The organism is Streptomyces sp. NPDC017676, assembly GCF_044329325.1.
Taxonomy (GTDB): Bacteria; Actinomycetota; Actinomycetes; order Streptomycetales; family Streptomycetaceae; genus Streptomyces.
In genome coordinates this window covers 223,179-244,573 of record NZ_JBIRJA010000017.1, presented here as the reverse complement: position 1 = coordinate 244,573, position 21,395 = coordinate 223,179, and the positions used below count along the sequence as shown (strand labels likewise).

Genomic DNA, 21,395 nt, shown 5'->3' with positions numbered 1-21,395 from the left:
GTGCTATTATTTTTTGTCTGGCGCGGTGGCGGGGCGGGGGCGGGCGGGGGGGGGGGGGGGGGCGCGGCCGGGGGGGGGGGGGGGGGGGGGGGCCCCCCCCCGCCCCCCCCGCCCCCCCCCCCGCCCCGCAACGCACCCGGAATCGAACAGCCCCCGGCAGGGCGTCTCACCGGGACACGACGACCTTGTCGCCGATCCTCACCTGCGCGAAGAGCCGGGCGATCGCCGTCTCGTCCCGGACGTTGACGCACCCGTGGGAACCGCCCGCGTAGCCGCGCGCCGCGAAGTCGTAGGAGTAGTGGACCGCCTGGCCACCGCTGAAGAACATCGCGTACGGCATCGGCGAGTGGTAGAGGGTCGACACATGGTGCCGTGACTTCCAGTAGACGGTGAACACCCCTTCGCGGGTCGGGGTGTACTGCGCGCCGAACCGCACCGCCATCGTCGACAGGGTCCGTCCGTCGACCATCCAGCGCAGGGTCCGGCTGGTCTTGCTGATGCACAGCACCCGCCCGGTCAGACAGCGCGGGTCCGCTGCGGCGGCCGGCCGAGCGGCCCTCGGGTACAGCTCCCCCCTGCCCGGCGGACGGGTCATCGCCACCAGCCGCTGCCAGGTGACGGCGTCCGTCGCGCCGGTCCGGGGCAGTCCGCGCCTGCCCTGGAAGCCCTTGACGGCCTGCTCGGTCGGGCCGTCGTACGACCCGGTCGGCCCCACGGCCAGCCAGGCCACCTGGCGCAGCCGCGCCTGGAGTTCCCGCACGGCCGGCCCGTCGTCCCCGCGCGACCACAGCACCCGCGGCGCGGGCACGGCGGGAACGGACGGTGTGACGCTCGGCGTGGCGGCCGGCGTGGCCGTCGGTCTGGTCGTCGGCGGGGTGGCCGGCGCCGTCCGGGCGGTGCCGGGCCCCGGACTGTTCCGGGCGGTGCCGGGACCTGGGCTGCCCGGCAGCTCCACGTGCACCGGCGGGCCTTGTTTCCCATCGGCGCCCGCCGGCTGCACGGTGCACCCGCAGAGCGCGGCGAGTGCGGCGGCCGAGGCGAGCAGAGCGGCAGATCTCCCCGGGATCCTCATGCCCGGGATGCTTCCCCGCGTGACCGCCGCCGAACTACGGGGCATGGTGAGGAGTACCCGTTCCACCGCACGGAGGCAGCGATGGCACAGCAGTCGGCACGTCAGTCGGAGTCGGGCCTGCCCATCGAGCCGGTCTACGGGCCGGCCGACCTGACCGGCTGGGACCCGGCCCGGCAACTGGGCGAACCGGGCGCGTACCCGTTCACCCGCGGGGTCTACCCGACCATGTACACCGGCCGGCCCTGGACCATGCGCCAGTACGCGGGCTTCGGCACGGCGGCGGAGTCCAACGCCCGCTACCGGCAGCTCATCGCCCACGGCACCACCGGCCTGTCCGTCGCCTTCGACCTGCCCACCCAGATGGGCCACGACTCGGACGCGCCCCTCGCGCACGGCGAGGTCGGCAAGGTGGGCGTGGCGATCGACTCCGTCGAGGACATGCGGGTGCTCTTCGACGGCATCCCGCTGGACCAGGTCTCGACGTCCATGACGATCAACGCGCCCGCCGCGCTGCTCCTGCTCCTGTACCAGCTCGTGGCGGAGGAACAGGGGGTGGCCGCGGACCGGCTGACGGGGACGATCCAGAACGACGTCCTGAAGGAGTACATCGCCCGGGGCACGTACATCTTCCCGCCGAAGCCGTCCCTGCGGCTGACCGCGGACATCTTCCGGTACTGCACCACCGAGATCCCGAAGTGGAACACGATCTCGATCTCCGGCTACCACATGGCCGAGGCGGGCGCGTCCCCGGTGCAGGAGATCGCGTTCACCCTCGCCGACGGCATCGAGTACGTCCGTACGGCGGTGGCGGCGGGCATGGACGTGGACGACTTCGCCCCGCGCCTGTCGTTCTTCTTCGTGGCCCGTACGACGCTGCTGGAGGAGGTCGCCAAGTTCCGCGCGGCGCGGAGGATCTGGGCGCGGGTGATGAGGGAGGAGTTCGGCGCGCGCGACTCCAAGTCGCTGATGCTGCGCTTCCACACCCAGACGGCGGGGGTCCAGCTGACGGCCCAGCAGCCGGAGGTGAACCTGGTCCGGGTCGCCGTCCAGGCCCTGGCGGCGGTCCTCGGCGGCACGCAGTCCCTGCACACCAACTCCTTCGACGAGGCCATCGCGCTGCCGACGGACAAGAGCGCGCGGCTGGCCCTGCGGACGCAGCAGGTGCTGGCGCACGAGACGGACGTCCCGGCGACGGTGGACCCGTTCGCGGGTTCCTACGCGGTCGAGCGGATGACGGACGACGTGGAGGAGGCGGCCGTCGACCTGATGCGCAGGGTGGAGGACCTGGGCGGGGCCGTCGCCGCGATCGAGCGGGGCTTCCAGAAGGCCGAGATCGAGAAGAACGCGTACCGCATCGCGCAGGAGACCGACTCCGGCGACCGGGTGGTGGTCGGGGTCAACCGGTTCCGGCTGGACGAGGAGGAACCGTACGAGCCGTTGCGGGTGGACCCGGCGATCGAGGCGCGCCAGGCCGAGCGGCTGGCCCGGCTGCGGGCCGGACGCGACCGGGCCGCGGTGACCGCGGCACTGGACGCGCTGCGGAAGGCGGCGGAGGGCGAGGACAACGTCCTGTACCCGATGAAGGAGGCGCTGCGGGCGCGGGCGACGGTGGGGGAGGTCTGCGGGGCGCTCCGCGAGGTCTGGGGGAGCCACGTACCGAGTGACACCTTCTGAGGCCCGGGCGCTCTTGGACGGGGAGGGCCGAATGTCGTACCCGCGTGCGACACTCCCTCCATGTTCGGCGTCATCGACCTCCCCACCTATCTCGCGGGCCTGATCCTGATCGTGCTGCTGCCCGGCCCCAACTCCCTCTACGTCCTGTCCGTGGCCGCCCGCCGCGGTGTGCGGGCCGGTTACACGGCCGCCGCCGGTGTGTGGTGCGGGGACACCGTGCTGATGACGCTGTCCGCCGCCGGGGTCGCCTCGCTGCTCCAGGGGAACGCGCTGCTGTTCGGGATCGTCAAGTACGCCGGTGCCGGATACCTGAGCTGGCTGGCGATCGGCATGCTGCGGGCCGCCCGGCAGATGTGGCGGACCCGGCGGGAGCGGGCCGTCGAGGAGGCCGCGCCCGCCCAGGGCACCGACGAGCGGCCCTTCCGCCGCGCCCTCGTCGTCAGCCTCTTCAACCCCAAGGCGATCCTCTTCTTCGTCGCCTTCTTCGTGCAGTTCGTCGACCCGGGCTACGCCTATCCGGCCCTGTCCTTCGTCGTCCTCGGCGCCCTCGCCCAGCTGGCCAGTTTCCTGTACCTCAGCGCCCTGATATTCAGCGGCACACGGCTGGCCGCGGCGTTCCGGCGGCGCAAGGGGCTGTCCGCGACGGCCACTTCGGCGGCCGGGGTGCTGTTCCTGGGCTTCGCGGTGAAGCTCTCGCTCGCCTGACCGCTCGCTGGAATCGCCGGAGAGGGGCATGTTCTCGGGCGCGGGTGCGTGGGAGCTGGTCGCGCAGTCCCCGCGCCCCCAGGGGGTTTCGCCTATGGCGTTGTGAAGGCTCCTGTCTTCTTCGCGTAGTCCCCCAGGCCCTCCGTCGTCTCTCCCGCCCAGCCCACATAGCCGTCCGGGCGGATCAGGAAGACGCCCTCGCCGTATGACCGCGGGGCCGTGGGGAGCGAGCGCACCCCCGCCATCGTCGCTCCCAGCAGTGTCCAGTGGGGGCCCCGGAACGCGTCGAAGAGGCGGACGCCTGCCACCGTGCCGTCCGGGGCGCGGTCGCCCGCGCGGAGGCCCTCCGTCCTCCCGCGCGTGTCCACGCTGAGTGACGACTCCCGGTAGCCCAGGCCGAGTTGTACCGTCGCCCGGCCCCGCTCGACCTCTCCCCGGTGGACCCCCGTCGTCAGGTCCAGCATGGCGGCGGCGTTCACGCGGCGCTCCTCCTCGTAGGTGTCCAGCAGGGCTTCGGGAGCTCCGCCCCGGAGCACCGCGCCCAGCTTCCAGCCGAGGTTGTAGGCGTCCTGGACGCTGGTGTTCAGGCCCTGGCCGCCCGCCGGGGAGTGGATGTGGGCCGCGTCGCCGGCGAGGAAGACCCGGCCCGCCCGGAACCGGTCCGCCAGGGCGGCGCGCGGGCGGAAGCCGGAGGCCCAGCGCAGCTCCGTGACGGCGTCGGCGTCCAGGTGCGTGCGGGTGGCGACCAGCTCGCGCACGCCGTCCAGGGACAGGTCGACCTCGTCCGCCTCCGGCAGGCGTGCCTGGAGTTGGAAGTAGTCCGTGCCGGCGAGCGGGCAGAGGGCGACGCCGCTGCCGCCGGTCCCCGGGAACGTGTGCCAGTGGTCCCGGTCCAGGCCCCGCACCCGTACGTCCGCCACCAGAAACGGCGCCGGATCGACCGTCTCCCCGGTCATGCCCACGCCCAGTGCGCGCCGGATTGCCGAGCGACCGCCGTCCGCCGCCACCACGTAGGCCGCGCGGAGGGTCGTACCGTCGGCGCACGACACCGTCACGCCCTCGGCGTCCTGTGCCAGACCGGTCACCTCCCGGCCGAAGACGACCCGGCCTCCCCCGTACCGTTCGGTCAGCCGGGTGTACAGCACCTCCTGCGTCCGCCACTGCGCGACCATCAGCGGATCGGTGTACGGCGTGCCCTCGTCCGCCGGGATCTGCTCGAACATCGGCTGTCCGCCGAGCCGCTCGCCGTCCTTCCAGATCAGCCGGGGCGGGTAGGGGCCGCCGGCCGCCCGGATCGCGTCCAGGACGCCCAGGTCGGCGAAGACCTCCTGGGTGCGGGGCTGGATCCCCTTGCCGCGCGAGCCGGGGAAGAGCGCCTCCGCCCGCTCCACCACCAGCGCGTCCACCCCGCGCCGGGCGAGGTCGAGGGCCAGCGTCAAGCCCGTCGGGCCCGCGCCCACGATCAGTACATCCATCACACATCTCCTTAACATCGTTAAGTGGCGTCGTCGACGAGCGTGCCCTTAACGTTGTTAAGCTGTCAAGCGTGAGTTCCGAGAAGCGCGCACCCCTGGACCGCGCACGAGTCGCCGACGCCGCGCTGCGGCTGCTGAACGAGGTCGGTCTGGACGGGCTGACCCTGCGCGCCATCGCCCGGGAGCTGGACGTCAAGGCGCCCGCCCTGTACTGGCACTTCAAGGACAAGCAGGCGCTGCTGGACGAGATGGCGACGGAGATGTACCGGCGGATGGCGGCCGGGGCCGTCCTCGATCCCGCCGACACCTGGCGGGAGCGGCTGCTGAAGACCCAGCGCGGGCTGCGGGCCGCGCTGCTCGGTTACCGCGACGGGGCCAAGGTGTTCAGCGGCTCCCGTTTCACCGGCACCGAGCACGCCCGGGAGCTGGAGGCGAACCTGCGGGTGCTGACGGAAGCCGGCCTCAGCCTCGCGCAGGCGGTCGACGCGGGCCGGACGGTGCACGCGTACACCCTCGGCTTCGTCACCGAGGAGCAGGGCGTGCGGCCCCTCCCGGGGGAGCGCCGGGAGGGGTACGACATCGAGGAACGCGCCCGGCGCATGGCCGGTTTCCCGCTCGCGGCCGAGGCGGGGAAGCTGCTCTTCGACGACTACGACCGGCAGTTCGAGGAGGGGCTGGCGCTGGTAGTCGCCGGCATCGGGGCGCGGTACGGGATCAGCTGAGGGCGGTCGTCGCGGGCGTACGGGCCTTCTTCAGCGCCCGCTTCAGCCGGGGGCCGAACGGCTTCTCCACGAACCGGTGGATCAGCCACGCCAGCGCCAGCATGCCCAGCACGGTCACGGCGAGCGTCGGCCACGGCGACAGCCCGAGTCCCCGGTGCAGCACCCGGATGACGAACCAGCCCAGGTGCTCGTGGACCAGGTAGAACGGGTACGTCAGCGCGCCGGCCGTGACCAGCCAGCGCCAGGAGGCCCACCGGGTCCAGCCCACCGCCACCGCGGCCACGGCGGCGAAGGCGAGGGTGACGACGGCGATGATGACGTACGGGCTGCGGTGGAAGTCGCCCTGCGCGCCGGCGTGCCACAGGCTCTGGGTGGCGGTGCTCTGCCCCAGCAGCCAGGACACCGCGACGATGCCCCACAGCAGCAGGTCGCTACCGAAGCGATGGATCAGGTACAGGGCCAGGCCGCCGACGAAGAAGGGGGCGTACTCGGGCATGACCAACTGGTCGGTGAGCGCGTTGCCGGAGGTGCGGCACACCACCGCCGCCAGCGTCCACACGGAGCAGAAGAGCACCACCCGGCGGTAGGTGACACCCCGAAGGACGACGAACAGGGCGAACAGGGCGTAGAAGCGGACCTCCACCCAGAGCGTCCAGCAGACGCCGAGGACGCGGGTGGCACCCATCGGCTGCTGCAGCATCGTCAGGTTGACCAGGAACTCGTCCGGCCGGACCGGGTGGACGACCACGGGCAGCACCACGGCCGCGGCGGTGACCAGCACCAGCGCGACCCAGTAGGCGGGGTAGAGGCGGGCGACCCGGGAGCGGAAGAAGTCGCCGAGGGTGCGGCCCCAACTGCTCATGCAGATCACGAAGCCGCTGATGACGAAGAAGAACTGCACCCCCAGACAACCGTAGGTGGCCATCTGGGACAGGGTCGGGAAGACATGGGCCGGGCTCTGGTGCCAGGACGCGGAGACCGGGCCGCCGCGTCCGGCGTAGTGGTAGAGGCAGACCATCAGCGCGGCCAGCAGCCGCAGTCCGTCCAAGGCGTGCAGACGGCTCTGGCGTTCATGGGCCGTTCCGCGGGTCGGAGGCGCGGGCACGGCGGCGAGGACGGGGGAGGAAACAGGCATGGTTCTCGGCACCCAACCCGACTGGCGTTAATCGTCTTTGTCTTTCTGGTGAAGATCTGACCCCAAGGGCAATCGTTTCATCAGCGCTGGGCGAATCACAGGAACGACTTGGTTGACAAGCCAACGATTCTCTTGCCGGACCAAGTTCGTTCACCCGCCAGTCGTTTTGCCTTCCTAGTTTCTCCATCCCCCCCACGTTTCGGTCAAAAACAGGAGAGCTATGACAAGGGTCCAAGCCCGGCGGGCACCCGTGCGTGGAGGGGAGCTCGACGACTGCCTGCGCGCCTGCGCCGTGCACAGCGGCAAACTCGTCGGCAGCCTCGACCGCCGCCGCACGGAACTGGCCGAGCAACTGCGCAAGGTCCTCGTCGTCGTCAGCACCACCGGCGTCACCGCCCCCGCACCCGCCCCGCCCGGCGGGGCGACCGCCCTGCTCAAGCGGGCCGTGAAGGGCGCCGCCGCCCCGTCGAGCGGGATCACCGGCGAACTGCTGGACGCCCTGCTGGCCGTCGGCAACAAGGCCCTGGAGTGCGGTTACGACGACGAACTGCACCTCGCCCTGCGGATCGGCGACACCGTCCTCGCCCACCGCAAGAACTCCCGCGCCGGCTGGCGGCTGCGCGCCCGCGTCCTGGAGGCGCTCGGCGAGGAGCAGGAGGCCGTCGCCGCCTACGAGCGCTACCTGGAACTGACCACCGAGGACGGATTCGGTGTCGCCGCCCGCGTCACCGGGCTGCGCCAGGCCGCCGAACGCGAACGTGAACTGCTCGACCTGCTGCGCCGCCAGTGCCCGCGCGCCACCGACTTCGCCGCCGGGCCCGCCACCGACGTCTGGGCCGAGGGCCTCGCCCTGCACGCCGCCGGCGACTGGGCGGCGGCCGAACCCCGGCTGGTCGGCGCGCTGCTCGCGCTCGCCGCCGATCAGGCCCCGGTCGCCGACCGGCAGGAACTCCTCAGCCAGTACCTGGACCTGCGCACCGGCATCCCCGGCGGCGACCTCGCCGAGGTCATCGCCCTCTACGCCGAGCAGCGCCGCTTCCGGATGCGCGGGCCCGTCGCCGACCCCACGATCGGCGGGGTCCGCTGGATCGGCCTCGGCGAGTTCCGCAACCAGATCGCCGGCAAGTCGATCTGCCTGATCGCCAACTCCGGCCGCGTCGGCGAAAGCGGGATGGGCGCCGAGATCGACGACTACGACCTCGTCGTCCGCTTCAACTCGTACCGGATCGACCCGAAGCACACCGGCAGCCGTACCGACATCCACACCACCATCCACAAGCACGCCTTCAACTGGGACAAGCCGGTGACCACCCGGCTCGTCTTCGGCGGGGTCTCCGGCGACTGGAAGCACAGCCTGCGCAACCGCCTGGTGCCCGGCGCCCAGCAGTACCTCGGCGACGAGTCGCTGCGCTGGCCCGTCCGCAACATCGGCCGCCTCGGCGCCGACGCCTGGTCGTCCATCCCGACCACCGGCTTCAACATGCTCTGGCTGCTGGACTTCCTCGACGTCAGCCCCCGGCTCGATCTGATCGGGTTCGACTTCTACGAGTCCGGTGCCTACCGGGTGCCCGAGGCGATGAAACTCGCCATCACCTCCGTGCACGAATACACCAGCGAGAAGGCATGGGTCATGGACCGGGCCCAGAGCGTCACCGACATGAGGATCTCCCTGCGATGACCACCACCGTCAGCCCGGTCGTACCGGACACCTCCGCGCAGGCGCTCACCGGCAAGCGCCGCATCGCCTTCGCGAGCTTCGTCGACGAGAACTACCTGCCCGGCTTCCTCGTCCTGCTGCGCAGCCTCGCCCTGTCCAACCCGGGCGTCTGCGAGGACTTCATCGTCCTCCACGACGATCTGAAGCCCTCCTCGATCGCCCGCATCCGCGCCCTGCACCCCCGGATCGTGCTGCGCCGGGTCGACGCCGGCCACTACGACTCCTACGCCAAGGGCGACCAGGACAACTACCTGGTCCGCAAGGCGTACTTCATCCTCGACGTCTTCAGGATCCGCGACTACGACACCGTCATCACCCTGGACACCGACATGGTCGTCCTCGGTGACCTGAGCGAACTGCTGAAGCTGCGCGAGGGACTGGCCGCCGTACCGCAGTTCTTCTACGGGCAGCACAAGCTCAACTCCGGGCTGCTGGTGATCCAGCGCGAGTACCTGACCGACGCGTTCTGCGCCAAGCTCGACCAGGTCGGGCGCAGCGGCGCCTACGAACTCGACAAGCACGACCAGGGCATCCTCAACGCCGTCCTGGACGGCGACTTCGTGCGCCTCGACGCCCGCTACAACTTCGTCAAGCGGCGCCTCTCCGGCGACCTGCCCGTTCCGGACGACACCGCGATCCTGCACTTCACCGGGCGGCACAAGCCCTGGCAGGGCGGCGAGGCCGGGTACGCGCAGGCCGAGGAGCGCTGGCGCGAGTTCGACCTGGGCGACGCCGAGTTCCAGGCCGCCTGCGTCGCCAGGGGCGGCCTCCACCACGACCTGCTGGTGCACTACGGCACCCCGCACGTGCGGCGCACGGGAGACGTCGAGGCCGCCCGGAAGGTCGCCGCCGCGCACATCGCGGCCGGCGAGTACCAGGACGCCGTCGACATCCTCAGCGGCGTCCGCATCCCGCTGGACGCGGCCTGGCCGCACGAGGTCCTCGGGCACGCCCTGATGAGCGTCTCCCGCTACGAGGAGGCGAAGACCCAGCTCCTCCTGGCCACCGCCGCCCCCAACCGGGCCGCCACCGCCTACGCCCGCCTCGCCCAGATCGCCTGGGTGCACGGCGACAACACCGAGGCGCTGCGGTACGCCACCGCCGGCCTCACCGTCGACCCCACCCACCGCTCCAGCCGGCTGTGGGCGCAGCGCGCCGCCGCCGTGCCCGCCCAGGAGCAGGGCGCCGCCGAGGACCAGCTCGCGCACGTCGCCTTCTACATGGACCGGCAGGGCAACGCCGGCGACAAGCTGCTGCCCGAGAGCGTCCGGCTCGCGTTCGGCGCCGACACCACCTCCCGCCGCTGGCACTCCGTCCACGCCCACCGGCTGTTCGACCAGGCCGCCCTGGAACGGGTCAACGCCCGGCGCGGCCTGGTCATCGGCGGCGGCGGGCTGTTCATCCCGGACACCATGCCCAACGGCAACAGCGCCTGGCAGTGGAACGTGCCCGACGCGCACCTCGACGCCATCGACGTGCCGATCATGGTGTTCGCGGTCGGTTTCAACGCCTTCGACGGACAGTCCTACCGGGCCCGGCGCTTCAACGAGAGCCTCCGGCTGCTGGTGGAGAAGTCCGCGTTCTTCGGCCTGCGCAACCACGGCTCCATCGCCAAGGTCCGCTCGCTGCTCCCGGCCGACCTGCACGACAAGGTGGTCTTCCAGCCCTGCCCGACCACGGTCATGCGGCAGCTGCTGCCCGGCTGGACCGACCCGTCGCACCGCGAGGACACCGTCCTGCTCAACGCGGCCTACGACCGCGCGGGCCTGCGCTTCGGCCACGACTACGGCCACTTCCTCGCCGAGATCGCGAAGGCCGTCCGCGCGATCGGCGCCCACACCGAGGTGCGGTGCGTCGCCCACTCCCTGGACGACGAGCGGATCGCCTTCGACCTGCGCCGCGAGCACGGCATCTCGCTGCCGGTCATCCCGATGTACGACTTCGACAACGACGGGATCCGCGAGACGTACGCCAAGACCCGGCTGGTCATCGGCATGCGCGGGCACGCCGGCATGATCCCCTTCGGGGTCGGCACGCCCATCGTCAGCCTGATCTCGCACCCGAAGATGGCGTACTTCCTGAGCGACATCGAGCGCCCCGAGTGGGGCGTGTCGGTGCACGAGCGGAACCTGGGCGCGGTCCTCACCGAGCGGGCCCTGCACATCCTCGACCACCACAGCCGGACCGTCGCCGACGTGCACGACCGGCAGGAGCTGCTGTGGAAGGTCACCGAGGAGAACGCGGCCCGGATCCGCGGCATCCTCCGCCGGTAACAGACGGGGCGGGCCCGGTTCCCGGGCCCGCCCCGCCGCGGGGGCCGCTCAGCGCCGTACGGCCTTGCGCAGACCGCGGGCCTTGCGCGCCACCCGGCGGACCGTCGCGTTGCGCGGGAGGAACGACAGCTGGGACGGCACCCCGCCCGGCAGGGCCAGCGAGGTCAGCCGCTTGCGCTTGAAGTAGCGCAGGGTCCGCTCGTCCAGGTTCTTCGCCAGCCAGCCCTCGGTCTCCGCGCGGAGGCTCGGCAGGATCTTCGGCTGCATCGCGAAGCCCACCGCACGCACCAGGGCGCCCAGCGTCCCCACGTCCATGCCCCGTCGCTGCTCGCCGACGGCCGCCTTGTCGGTCAGCTCGGGCAGCAGCGCGTCCACGATGGTGACCGGGACGCGGTTGCTGTTCTCGTACGGCGTCAGCCGCTCAAGCAGCAGATCGGTGCCGACCCGGGCGACCGGGAGGCCGTACAGCGCGGACGCGGTGAGCAGGGCCGTGGAGAAGCAGCCGACGACCAGCGCGGGACGCATCCGCTGGTACAGCACCTCCGCGAGCACCGGGGTGTCCAGCACGGTCAGCTCCACCTTCAGCCGTTCCGCCTCCTGCTCCAGGGAGCGGGTGAAGCGGGCCGGGGCCGACGGGTGCGGCTTGAACACCACCGTGGAGTGGCCGAGCGCGGCCGCGCCCTTCAGCATCCGCACGTGCAGGTTCTCCTCCTGCTCGGCGGTGAGGATGTCCAGCGCCGACAGGTACTGGCCGAGCAGCAGCGCGGGCTCCTGGACGTCCGGCAGCTCATCGCCGAGTGGCGCCAGTCCGGCGAGGACCTTGGTGAAGGCGGCCGTCGGCAGGACCTCGCCGGGCACCCCGAACTCGGTCAGCAGCAGCGGCTTCAGACCCGGCACCAGGTCCAGGTGGAGGACCCGGTCCACGCGGGTGCCGACCAGCGGGTCGATCTTGTTGCGGGTGGGGCCGTAACTCATCAGACCGTCGGCGTAGACGGTGACCGGAGCGCCGGTGAAGATCTGCGCGAGCGCCAGTGACGGGTTGACCTGGATCGACTCGACGGCCAGCTCGACGTCGTCGGTGCCGAGCTGCCACTCGTGGCGCACGTACCTCTCCCACAGCGGCAGATCCTCGCCGCGCGGCGCCCAGCCGCCCGGGTGGAACGGGAAGATCGCCTCGTTGTACGACACCACGTCGTCGAACCGGTCCCGCAGCCGCTCGAAGCCCGGCATCGCGTCCAGCGCCGGTGAGGTCTCGGGCGTGGCCGCGTTGTTGCAGACCACCAGTATCCGCCGGTCGGCCGGGCGGAAGCAGCCGGAGTCCAGGGCGGCGGCGAGCGTGGCCGTGCCGTACAGCGTCGACGCCTGGAAGATCTGGGTGGTCACGCGGCGGCTCCCGCGGGGGCGGGACGGCGGCGCAGCCGGCGCAGCCGGGAGGCGCGCTGGAGGTCCATGGAGTCCAGCGCCTCGTCCAGCACGTCCTGCGGCATGCGCCGCAGGGCGGCGGCGCTCAGGGATTTCAGTTGCTTCGCCACCGCCGGCTCGAACCTTTCGATGGATCCCAGATGATGGGAGATGATCGCGCAATAGGTGCGGACGGCCTTCGGCAGCAGGACGCCGGCTTCCCGGTCCGCCGCCGTCTCCGCGATGACCTGGTCGAACGCGCGGATGAAGTCCAGCTGCCGCACATCGCCGATCTGCGTGAGCGACGAGGCGACCCCGCGCCGGTAGAACACCCCCAGCAGGTTCACCACCGCGAAGGACTCCGCCTCCCGGTGCAGCTTCCAGATCCACGGCCGGTCCTCGGCCGTGCGCAGCCCGTCGGTGAAGTGCAGCAGCCCCTTGTCCAGCAGCCGGCGGTGGTAGACACCCGCCCACGCGTACGCGTAGTCCACCGAGGTGGACCGGTCGGCGGGCAGGATCGACTCCCGCGGACTGAGCACCGTGTTCCGCCGGCCCACCGGCACCCGGTGCACACTGCGCGCCCGGGCGGTGCACTGCACATGGTCGGTGCGCAGGAAGTCGCAGCCCAGCTCCTCGATGGCGGCGAGCAGCCTGGGGTAGTAGCCGGGGGCGAGCCAGTCGTCGCCGTCCAGGAAGGTCAGGTACTCGCCGCGCGCCCGGTCGATCCCGGTGTTGCGCGCGGTCGCCAGCCCCCCGTTCTGCTCGTGCCGGACCAGGACCGCGCCCGGCAGCTCGCGCTCCGCACGCGCGAGAATCTCAGGTGTCCCGTCGCGCGAGCAGTCGTCGACGAGAATGAATTCGAAGTCCTCACGCGCATTCGACTTCAGACTCCTGAGCGTGTCTGGCGCGTATTGCTGCACGTTGTAGAACGGCACGATGACGGAGAGCTTGACCACGTCAGGGACGTTAGGGCGCGGCCCGTCATTCGTCTTGACGGCCTGCTTGATGCCGGGTGAACGGCACGTGGCGAAGCTGTGAACCAGGCTGTTCCCGGCGCGGAAGGCGTCCCGATTCGCCATTCGGCGATGTGCTGTTAACCGTTTGTTGCATTCGGGTTGGGCGGAACCTCGGAATCGCTTCCTAGCGTCTTCGACGTGCCAGCAAGTGCGAAGAAGTCCCCGCGGGTCGCCGTCCTCGCGGACTCCGACACCCGGTGGAAGTGGGGCGCGCTCACCGCGCAGCGCCTCACTCCCACGGCTGCCGAGGTCCGGCTCGACGGCTACCTCCTGCGGGGACGCGCCACCCCCACCGCCCGCCAGCTGAAGGAAGTCGGCGTCCGGGCCGACTCCCTGCGCGAGGTCACCGGTGCCGAGTTCCTGCGCGCGATGAGCGAGGACCCCGACAACCGGTACGACGTCCTCGTGCTCGCCCTGGTCGGCGGCGGTGTGCAGGCGATGCTGCACGGACTGCGCGCCGCCTGGGGCTCCGGGAAGCGGCCCGTCGTCGTCACCGGCTATGTCGGCGTCGTCTACGAGAAGCTCACCGACGGGCTGCTGCTGCGGCACGGCGCGGACCTCGTCCTCGCCAACTCCCGTCACGACGCGGACCGGTTCCGGGCCGTGTACGAGGGCGTGGGCGCCGACGCGTCCTCGGTCACCGAGGTGGCGCTGCCCTTCCTCGGCGGTGAGCCGTACGCCGGTGAACACGACCCGTACACCGTGGTGTTCGCGGCCCAGCCGTCCGTGCCGGACAACCGCCGGGACCGTACCTACCTGCTGAACCGCCTCATCGAGCACGCCCGGAAGCACCCCGAGCGGGAGGTGCTGCTCAAGCTGCGCTCCAAGCCCGGCGAGCACACCACCCACATCGAGGAGCTGCCGTACCAGAAGCTGGCCCAGGGCCAGGACCTGCCGGCCAACTTCCGCCTGGTGTACGGGCACATGGGCGAGGTGCTGGACCGCACCGACCTGCTGGTCACGGTCAGCTCCACGGCCGCCCTGGAGGCCCTGCACCGCCGCATCCCGACGGCCGTCCTCACCGACCTCGGGGTCCGTGAGGTGCTCGGCAACCACCACTTCACCGGCTCCGGCTGCCTCGCCTCCTGGGACCAGCTCGACGCCGGGCACCGGCCGGTGCCGGACGGGGAGTGGGTGGCCCGGCAGGGCGTCGCGGCCGACGGCTCGTACGCCACCGCGTTCGACGGCGCCCGTGAGCGCATCGCCAAGCTGCTGGACCGGCCGGGCGGGCTGCCGCCCCTCACGCCCTACTACACCCCCGAGACCGCGCCCGGCTACCTGCCCGGCATCCTCGCCCGCCACCACCTCGGCCCCGACGGCGTACCGCTGCCCGGAGCGCCCGCCGCCGACAAGGCGCCCGGCCCCGTCCGGCAGATCGTGCGCCGGGCCGCGCGCGGCGCCTACCGGCACGGCGTCCAGCGGGTCGCCCCCGTGATCCGGCGGATGGGCGAGCTGTGACCTCACCCCAAGGAGTAGACCCCATGTCCAACTCGGCAGCGGGCCCAGGCGCTTCGATCCGCCGGGTGCTCGCGGTGATCCCCGCGCGCGGCGGCTCCAAGGGCGTGCCCGCGAAGAACCTCGCCCCGGTGGGCGGTGTCCCGCTGGTGGCCCGCGCGGTGCGCGAGTGCCGGGCGAGCCGGCTGGTGACCGACGTCGTCGTCTCCACCGACGACCAGGCCATCGCCGCCGCCGCCCGCGAGGCCGGCGCCGAGGTCGTGCTGCGGCCCGCCGCCATCGCCGGGGACACCGCCACCTCCGAGGCCGCCGTCCTGCACGCCATGGACACCCACGAGACGCTGCACGGCTCCCCCGTCGACGTGGTCCTGCTCGTGCAGTGCACCAGCCCGTTCCTGGTCCGTGAGGACGTCGACGGGGTCGCCGCCGCGGTCGCCGAGAACGGCGCCGACACCGCCGTCACCGTGGCCCCCTTCCACGGCTTCGTCTGGCGCGAGGCCGACGAGCCCACCGAGGGCGGCCGCGGCGTCAACCACGACAAGTCCTACCGCCCGCGCCGCCAGGACCGCCCCCAGGACTTCCTGGAGACCGGCGCCGCCTACGCGATGGACGCGGCCGGCTTCCGCGAGCACCGCCACCGCTTCTTCGGCCACACCGAGCTGGTCCGCACCGACCCGGCCCGGGTGCTGGAGATCGACGACCCGCACGACCTGGCCCGCGCCCGCGCCCTCGCGCCCCTCTTCGACGCGGACCGCCCCGGTTCGCTGCCGACCGCCGACGACGTGGACGCGGTCGTACTCGACTTCGACGGCACCCAGACCGACGACCGGGTGCTGATCGACTCCGACGGACGGGAGTTCGTCGCCGTGCACCGCGGCGACGGCCTCGGCATCGCGGCCCTCCGCAGGAGCGGCCTGAAGCTGCTGATCCTGTCCACGGAACAGAACCCGGTCGTCGCCGCCCGCGCACGCAAGCTGCGGATCCCCGTGCTGCACGGCATCGACCGGAAAGACCTCGCGCTGAAGCAGTGGTGCGAGGAGCAGGGCATCGCGCCGGAGCGCGTGCTCTACGTCGGCAACGACGTCAACGACCTGCCGTGCTTCGCCCTCGTGGGCTGGCCCGTGGCGGTCGCGAGCGCTCACGACGTCGTACGCGGCGCCGCACGCGCGGTCACCACCGTTCCCGGCGGTGACGGCGCGATCCGAGAGATCGCCAGCTGGATCCTCGGCCCCTCTCTCGATTCCCTCCCCAAGTAAGGACACCCCCTGATGAGCACCAACTCCCGTCTGCGCACTTTCGGTTCGCGCGAGGTCGGCCCCGGCAAGCCCGTCTACATCTGCGGCGAGATCGGCATCAACCACAACGGTGAGCTGGAGAACGCCTTCAAGCTGATCGACGTCGCCGCCGAGGCCGGCTGCGACGCCGTGAAGTTCCAGAAGCGCACCCCCGAGATCTGCACCCCCCGCGACCAGTGGGACATCGAGCGCGACACCCCCTGGGGCCGGATGACCTACATCGACTACCGCCACCGGGTGGAGTTCGGTGAGGACGAGTACCGCCAGATCGACGAGTACTGCAAGGAGAAGGGGATCGACTGGTTCGCCTCCCCGTGGGACACCGAGGCCGTCGCCTTCCTGGAGAAGTTCGACGTCCCCGCCCACAAGGTGGCCTCCGCCTCCCTGACGGACGACGAGCTGCTGCGCGCCCTGCGCGCCACGGGCCGCTCCGTCATCCTCTCGACGGGCATGTCCACCCCGCGCCAGATCCGCCACGCCGTGGAGGTCCTGGGCTCGGACAACATCCTCCTCTGCCACGCCACCTCCACCTACCCGGCCAAGGCCGAGGAGCTGAACCTCCGCGTGATCAACACGCTGGAGAAGGAGTACCCGAACGTCCCGATCGGCTACTCCGGCCACGAGACGGGCCTGCAGACCACGCTGGCCGCGGTCGCGCTGGGCGCCACGTTCGTCGAGCGCCACATCACCCTGGACCGCGCGATGTGGGGCTCCGACCAGGCCGCCTCGGTCGAGCCGCAGGGCCTCCAGCGCCTCGTCCGTGACATCCGCACCATCGAGGCCTCCCTCGGCGACGGCGTCAAGAAGGTCTACGACTCCGAGCTGGGCCCGATGAAGAAGCTGCGCCGCGTCACCGGCGTCGTCGCCGAGGCGGAGATCGCCGCGGCGGCGGGCGAGCCGGTCTCGGTGTGAATCCAGGTCACTTACGACGGGACGGTCGCACGCCGATGAGCCCCCGCGCCGGCCAGGCCGGCCACCCCGCCCGCACGCTCGCCTTCGTGGAGAGCCCGGTACAGCTGCTGAACGTACTGGAGTGGGCCCACCTGCACGGCCTGCACGACCCCGCCGCTTCCGGCCCGGCCACGCCGTCCGGCCCCGGCCGGGCGGATCCGGGTGCGCCGTTCGGCTCCGGCCGGGCGGATCCGGGCGCACCGTTCGGCCCCGGCCGGGGGGAGTCCGGTGTGCCGGGCGGCCCTGGCGGTGCGGGCTCGGGTGCGCCGCTCGGCCCTGGTGGCGGGGGATCGGGTGTGCGGTTCGACTCTGGCGGCGCGGGGCCGGCCACGGGCTCCGTGCCGACGCCGGCGCTGCCCACGCAGCCCGGGCCGGCACACGTCGGTCCCGGTCCCGCGCAGGCCGACCACGCCGGCGTCGATGCCGCGCACGCCGGCCCGGTGTCCGCCGTGCCCGCACAGGGGCGGCGGTTGCCTGCCGGGGCGGTGGCGGCCGGGGCGGTGGCGGGTGGTGCCGGAACGGTGGCGGGCGGTGCGGAGCTCACCGTCGTCGTGCTGTCCCCGACCGACCCCATGACCCGGGGCCAGCTGCGCCGCATGGCGGACCTCGCCCGCGACGAGGGGTACCGGGTGCGCTGGGAGGAGGCGCGGGGCGGCACGACCGCGCCCTTCCACACCATCGGCGGCCTGGCCGGCTCCCTGCGCCGGGCCGACCGGATCGTCATGGGAGACCCCTTCTCCCGCTACGTACAGCTGCTGCTGACCATCACCCGCGCCCGCGAGCTCGTGGTCGTGGACGACGGCACGGCGACGATGGAGTTCGTCGCCCAGCTGGCCCGCGGTGAGCGCCTGGTCCGCTGGCACCGCAAGGGCGGCCGGCCCGGCGCCCGCGACCTGCTCTTCGCGCCGGTCTCCTCCTCCGCCCGGCGCCGCCTCACCCCGAGCGACCGCCGGCGCGTCGAGGTGTTCTCCTCCATGCCGGTGACCGAGATCCCGGACGGCGTGACCGTCACCGCCAACGACTTCGCCTGGACCCGCGCCCGCTTCGGCCCCCCGCGCATCACCCAGAGCGCCGACCTGGTCGGCACCTCCCTGGTGGAGACGGGGGTCGTGGACGGTGACCGCTATCTGGAGGCCGTCCGGAACCTGGCCAAGGCCCACGGCGCCACCCGCTACTTCGCCCACCGCCGCGAGAGCGCCGAGAAACTGCACCGTCTGGCCGTCGAGACGGGCCTGGAGATAGTCCGCCCGGACCTCCCACTGGAGCTGATCGCCCGCCGCGGCCCGATCGGCCGGACGATCCTCAGCTTCCCCTCCACCGTCGTCCACACCCTGCCACTGGCCCTGGCCGGCACGGGCGTCCGCGTGGCGGTCTGCGACATCGACCCGACCTGGCTCACCGACACCGCCTCCCCCCGCGCCCAGGGCTTCCTGTCCGGCGTGACCGGCACGGCGCGCGACGTCCACCGGCTGGCGGCGGTGAGCCCGGCGTAACCGCCGGCACCGCAGGCATGAGTACGCGTACTCATGCGCCCGGTCACCACATCTCGGTAGGCTCCTTCACCTCGTGCACGCGACCTGCATGAGACGGTGGAAGAGCGCTGGAACCGGGGAATCGGGGAAACGGGGAGCACATCACGCATGGCGTGGGACGAGTGGGAGCGACTGAAGGCGGATGCCGCGGCCCGCGGCTCCACGGGGATGCGGCTGAACCACGTTCCGACGGATCCGGGCGGTAGCGGCACCGGTGATCTGAAGTCGGACAGGAAGGCCTGGACGAAGGCCGGCGAGGACACCAAGGGCCTGCAGGATGATATCGGCAAGGCCCTGGGCAAGCTGGACGACGGGCAGTCGGGGCTGGGGGACACCTCGGGCGTGCAGTCGGCGGCGGCGCAGCAGGAGCTGTACGCCTCCTGGAAGAAGTACGTCGGTGACGTGCAGGGCCGCTGCGGTGAGCTGGGCGGACTGCTGGAGCGCTCCGGGCACGACCTGGCGCTGTCGGACGCCGACGTGAAGGCCGAGCTGGACAGGATTAGCGCCAAGTACCACGACACCGAGGCCGTCGGCGGCGACACGAAGGGCCGGTGACGAGGGGTCGTGGACATCGCGACGTTGAAGGCCCTGAAGCCCTCCGAGTACGAGGAGGCGGCCGACGGGTACCGGGCCGTGAGCGAGATGGCGAGCAACGCCAAGGACACTGTGGAGAACCGGATCTCCGCCGGTATCCGCAACCAGCTGAAGGGCGAGACGGCCGACGCGGCCCTGCGTGAGCTGAAAGAGCTGGGCAAGGACTTCCACTACGTCCAGACCGAGTGCGCGCTGATCAGTACAGCGCTGAACGGGTTCGCGTACGACATGGCGGCGGCCAAGCGCAAGCTGGAGGCGGCCCTGGCGGACGCCGAGGCGGCGGGCTGCACGGTGGGCGCGGACGGCTCGGTCACCTTCCCGGCCGGCGGCACGGAGGCCGACGGCAAGGTGCCCGAGGGCGGCACCGTGTCGCCCTCGACCAGCCTGACGGATCCGACGGCCAGCGCGATCGAGCAGCAGGCCGTCCACCAGCACCCGAACCCGAACTTCGGCAAGGCCATCGGCTTCGCGAACCGGATCGGGGACGCCCTGCGAGAGGCCACGGAGGCGGACGCCAAGTGGGCGCCGAAGCTGCGCGCGCTGAAGGCCGACGACGACCTGGTGGTGTCCGACCGGGACTGGTCCGACGCCAGGTCCGACCAGGACGGGGTGAGCGAGGCAGGCAAGAAGTACCTCGACTCCCTGCCCCAGCCGCCCAAGGACGGCAGTCCGAAGGACAACGCGGCCTGGTGGAAGGACCTCGGCGACGAGGAACGCGCGGCCTGGCTCTCCCTCCGTCCGGACGCCGTGGGCAAGCTCGACGGGCTCCCCTCGGCAGTCCGCGACGAGGCCAACCGTGTCGTGTTCGACGAGACCCGGGCACGGCAGCAGATGGAACTCGACTCGATCCCGAAGCCGCCGGCCAACGAATGGGCCTGGATCACGGCGGGCGGGTATCCGTCCAAGGTGCACACCGACGAGTGGATGGAGTGGAGCAGGAAGCACGGGGACCGGTACGACTTCCTCACCAAGTCGCTGCACGGCATGCAGGACATCCAGAAGCGCTTCGACGCTACGGGCACGAACGGGCTGCCCGAGGCCTACCTCCTGGGGTTCAGCACCGAAGGGGACGGCCGTGCGATCATCGCCAACGGCAATCCCGACACGGCTGATCACCAGGCGGTGTACGTTCCGGGCACGACGTCCGACCTGAACGGCATCGGCGGCAACATCGACCGCATGGTCAATCTGTGGGGCGAGGCGCGCAACGAGGCCGACGGAAAGACCGTCTCCACGATCACCTGGCTCGGCTACGACGCACCGGACGACGTGGTCAAGGACGCGCCGTTCGAGCACTACGCGTACGACGGCGCCCCGGCGTTCACCAGATTCCTCGACGGTCTGGAGGCGTCCCACACGGGCGACACACCGCCGCACCGCACCGTGATCGGCCATTCGTACGGTACGACCCTGATCGGAGCCGCGGCCGAGAAGGGCACGCTCAACGCGGACGACGTCGTTCTGGCGGGCAGCCCGGGCGTCAAGGTGTCCCATGCCACCGAGCTGGACGTGCCGAAGGGCCACGTCTGGAACGAGGAGGCCGACGGAGACGCCGTTCCCGACATCGGCCGCTGGGGGCACGGTGGGGACTGGTTCGTCATCCCCAGTGACCCGGAGTTCGGCGCCCATCAGATGACCACGGACACGCAGGGGCACAGCGGGTACTGGAATCCGGGGTCCGACAGCCTGAAGAACCAGGCCTACGTCGTGACCGGGCACGGAGGCGACGTGCAGCTGAAGCCGCCGCCCGACTACTGGGCGCACGTGAAGTAGGAGAAGTCCCCCCACATGAAGATGACCGAGCGGGCACTCTTGCTCGCCGTACCCCTGGTACTCACCACCCTGACTGGATGCGGTATGACCGACAACAGCGCTGTCAGCGGCTCCGAGAGCAGTTCCGCCACCAGCCCTGGCGACACTTCCGGCGGTATCCGCTCCGCCGGCACCAGCACCTCGCGGGACGCGTCGGACGCGATGGAGGCGGTGTCCAGCGGCATCTACGACCTGATCAAGGTCAAGGGGAAAGCGTCCGACGGTCGCCCGGGGGTGCAGCAGTGCCCGGGCAAGGACAGGGACAAGTACTTCCAGATCTTCCATCCGTGGAGCTTCTACCCCACGTCGCCGGCCGATCTCGACGCCGCGATGGAGCACCTCAAGGAGGGGCTCCCGAAGCACGGCTGGAAGATCGTCGAGTACGGCCCCGACACCAGCCAGAACAAGAACCTGATCCTGCTCGCCGACAACGACGAGCAGAAGGCCGGGGTGCACATCACCCAGATGAAGAAGAGGAACCCGCCCAAGCTGAGCCTGATGGTCGTCTCCGGCTGCTACCAGGTCCCCGACGGCCAGGAGGTCGAGCACTTCTAGGCCCCGCCCCG

The 21,395-nt window shown here is 71.6% G+C and carries 17 protein-coding genes; 12 read left to right on the top strand and 5 right to left on the bottom strand.

The features are described 5' to 3' along the window. Window positions 1-166: 166 nt before the first annotated feature. Window positions 167-1,072, bottom strand: coding sequence for a L,D-transpeptidase family protein (locus ACH4LD_RS32730; protein ID WP_398057577.1), 906 nt, complete (start codon window positions 1,070-1,072; stop codon window positions 167-169). An 81-nt stretch (window positions 1,073-1,153) separates the two neighbouring features. Here ACH4LD_RS32730 and ACH4LD_RS32725 point away from each other — a divergent pair, with 81 nt between their 5' ends. After that, entirely contained in the window at window positions 1,154-2,746 is a 1,593-nt protein-coding gene (locus ACH4LD_RS32725; RefSeq protein ID WP_398057579.1) for a methylmalonyl-CoA mutase, read from the top strand. Window positions 2,747-2,806: 60 nt separating this feature from the next. Then, a complete protein-coding gene (gene leuE / locus ACH4LD_RS32720) occupies window positions 2,807-3,451 on the top strand; it encodes a leucine efflux protein LeuE (RefSeq protein ID WP_398057581.1) in 645 nt (214 codons plus the stop codon). 92 nt (window positions 3,452-3,543) lie between these two features. Here the strand turns inward: leuE and ACH4LD_RS32715 are convergent, their stop codons facing one another. Further along, the gene (locus tag ACH4LD_RS32715) at window positions 3,544-4,926 is read right to left on the bottom strand and encodes an FAD-dependent oxidoreductase (RefSeq protein WP_398057582.1); all 1,383 of its coding nucleotides are present in this window, start codon (window positions 4,924-4,926) and stop codon (window positions 3,544-3,546) included. Window positions 4,927-4,997: 71 nt separating this feature from the next. Here ACH4LD_RS32715 and ACH4LD_RS32710 point away from each other — a divergent pair, with 71 nt between their 5' ends. Further along, window positions 4,998-5,648 carry a TetR/AcrR family transcriptional regulator C-terminal domain-containing protein gene (locus ACH4LD_RS32710; protein ID WP_398057583.1) on the top strand — a complete coding sequence of 217 codons (651 nt, stop codon included), beginning with the start codon at window positions 4,998-5,000 and terminating at the stop codon, window positions 5,646-5,648. On the opposite strand, the gene ACH4LD_RS32705 is transcribed toward ACH4LD_RS32710, so the two are convergent. After that, window positions 5,641-6,783: an acyltransferase family protein gene (locus ACH4LD_RS32705; protein ID WP_398057585.1), complete on the bottom strand. Its 1,143-nt coding sequence runs from the start codon at window positions 6,781-6,783 to the stop codon at window positions 5,641-5,643. The genes ACH4LD_RS32710 and ACH4LD_RS32705 overlap by 8 nt on opposite strands. A 220-nt stretch (window positions 6,784-7,003) precedes the next feature. Between ACH4LD_RS32705 and ACH4LD_RS32700 the strand changes: the two genes are divergently transcribed. Further along, window positions 7,004-8,461, top strand: a complete 1,458-nt coding sequence (locus ACH4LD_RS32700; RefSeq protein WP_398057586.1) for a glycosyltransferase family 29 protein — start codon at window positions 7,004-7,006, stop codon at window positions 8,459-8,461. Further along, the gene (locus ACH4LD_RS32695) at window positions 8,458-10,773 is read left to right on the top strand and encodes a glycosyltransferase (RefSeq protein WP_398057587.1); all 2,316 of its coding nucleotides are present in this window, start codon (window positions 8,458-8,460) and stop codon (window positions 10,771-10,773) included. The genes ACH4LD_RS32700 and ACH4LD_RS32695 overlap by 4 nt, the downstream gene beginning before the upstream one ends. 48 nt (window positions 10,774-10,821) lie before the next feature. Here the strand turns inward: ACH4LD_RS32695 and ACH4LD_RS32690 are convergent, their stop codons facing one another. Both ACH4LD_RS32690 and ACH4LD_RS32685 read right to left on the bottom strand, forming a co-directional pair. After that, complete coding sequence (locus ACH4LD_RS32690) at window positions 10,822-12,156, bottom strand: polysialyltransferase family glycosyltransferase (protein WP_398057588.1); 1,335 nt, start codon at window positions 12,154-12,156, stop codon at window positions 10,822-10,824. Beyond that, the gene (locus tag ACH4LD_RS32685) at window positions 12,153-13,130 is read right to left on the bottom strand and encodes a glycosyltransferase family 2 protein (RefSeq protein ID WP_398057589.1); all 978 of its coding nucleotides are present in this window, start codon (window positions 13,128-13,130) and stop codon (window positions 12,153-12,155) included. The genes ACH4LD_RS32690 and ACH4LD_RS32685 overlap by 4 nt, the downstream gene beginning before the upstream one ends. A 198-nt stretch (window positions 13,131-13,328) precedes the next feature. On the opposite strand from ACH4LD_RS32685, the gene ACH4LD_RS32680 reads away from it, so the two are divergent. The 7 genes from ACH4LD_RS32680 to ACH4LD_RS32650 all read left to right on the top strand — a co-directional run bounded on the left by ACH4LD_RS32680 (window position 13,329) and on the right by ACH4LD_RS32650 (window position 21,384). Then, window positions 13,329-14,648, top strand: coding sequence for a DUF6716 putative glycosyltransferase (locus ACH4LD_RS32680; protein WP_398057590.1), 1,320 nt, complete (start codon window positions 13,329-13,331; stop codon window positions 14,646-14,648). A gap of 23 nt (window positions 14,649-14,671) precedes the next feature. Further along, the gene (locus ACH4LD_RS32675) at window positions 14,672-15,901 is read left to right on the top strand and encodes an N-acylneuraminate cytidylyltransferase (protein ID WP_103816301.1); all 1,230 of its coding nucleotides are present in this window, start codon (window positions 14,672-14,674) and stop codon (window positions 15,899-15,901) included. A gap of 12 nt (window positions 15,902-15,913) precedes the next feature. Then, a complete protein-coding gene (locus ACH4LD_RS32670; protein ID WP_014674560.1) occupies window positions 15,914-16,852 on the top strand; it encodes an N-acetylneuraminate synthase family protein in 939 nt (312 codons plus the stop codon). A gap of 524 nt (window positions 16,853-17,376) precedes the next feature. Next, a complete protein-coding gene (locus ACH4LD_RS32665; RefSeq protein ID WP_398057741.1) occupies window positions 17,377-18,384 on the top strand; it encodes a hypothetical protein in 1,008 nt (335 codons plus the stop codon). Window positions 18,385-18,531: 147 nt separating this feature from the next. Beyond that, complete coding sequence (locus ACH4LD_RS32660; RefSeq protein WP_398057591.1) at window positions 18,532-18,978, top strand: hypothetical protein; 447 nt, start codon at window positions 18,532-18,534, stop codon at window positions 18,976-18,978. Between the two features lie 9 nt (window positions 18,979-18,987). After that, window positions 18,988-20,790: an alpha/beta hydrolase gene (locus tag ACH4LD_RS32655; protein WP_398057593.1), complete on the top strand. Its 1,803-nt coding sequence runs from the start codon at window positions 18,988-18,990 to the stop codon at window positions 20,788-20,790. A 15-nt stretch (window positions 20,791-20,805) separates the two neighbouring features. Further along, window positions 20,806-21,384 (top strand): hypothetical protein, encoded by a 579-nt coding sequence (locus ACH4LD_RS32650; RefSeq protein WP_398057595.1) that lies wholly within the window; start codon window positions 20,806-20,808, stop codon window positions 21,382-21,384. Window positions 21,385-21,395 lie beyond the last annotated feature (11 nt).

Excerpts from the sequence above, each read along its gene's own strand:
- ACH4LD_RS32715 (WP_398057582.1), bottom strand. The coding sequence starts at position 4,926 with ATGGATGTACTGATCGTGGGCGCGGGCCCGACGGGCTTGACGCTGGCC.
- ACH4LD_RS32700 (WP_398057586.1), top strand. The coding sequence starts at position 7,004 with ATGACAAGGGTCCAAGCCCGGCGGGCACCCGTGCGTGGAGGGGAGCTC.
- ACH4LD_RS32650 (WP_398057595.1), top strand. The coding sequence starts at position 20,806 with ATGAAGATGACCGAGCGGGCACTCTTGCTCGCCGTACCCCTGGTACTC.
- ACH4LD_RS32660 (WP_398057591.1), top strand. The coding sequence starts at position 18,532 with ATGGCGTGGGACGAGTGGGAGCGACTGAAGGCGGATGCCGCGGCCCGC.
- ACH4LD_RS32730 (WP_398057577.1), bottom strand. The coding sequence starts at position 1,072 with ATGAGGATCCCGGGGAGATCTGCCGCTCTGCTCGCCTCGGCCGCCGCA.
- ACH4LD_RS32725 (WP_398057579.1), top strand. The coding sequence starts at position 1,154 with ATGGCACAGCAGTCGGCACGTCAGTCGGAGTCGGGCCTGCCCATCGAG.
- ACH4LD_RS32670 (WP_014674560.1), top strand. The coding sequence starts at position 15,914 with ATGAGCACCAACTCCCGTCTGCGCACTTTCGGTTCGCGCGAGGTCGGC.
- ACH4LD_RS32695 (WP_398057587.1), top strand. The coding sequence starts at position 8,458 with ATGACCACCACCGTCAGCCCGGTCGTACCGGACACCTCCGCGCAGGCG.
- ACH4LD_RS32675 (WP_103816301.1), top strand. The coding sequence starts at position 14,672 with ATGTCCAACTCGGCAGCGGGCCCAGGCGCTTCGATCCGCCGGGTGCTC.
- leuE (WP_398057581.1), top strand. The coding sequence starts at position 2,807 with ATGTTCGGCGTCATCGACCTCCCCACCTATCTCGCGGGCCTGATCCTG.
- ACH4LD_RS32705 (WP_398057585.1), bottom strand. The coding sequence starts at position 6,783 with ATGCCTGTTTCCTCCCCCGTCCTCGCCGCCGTGCCCGCGCCTCCGACC.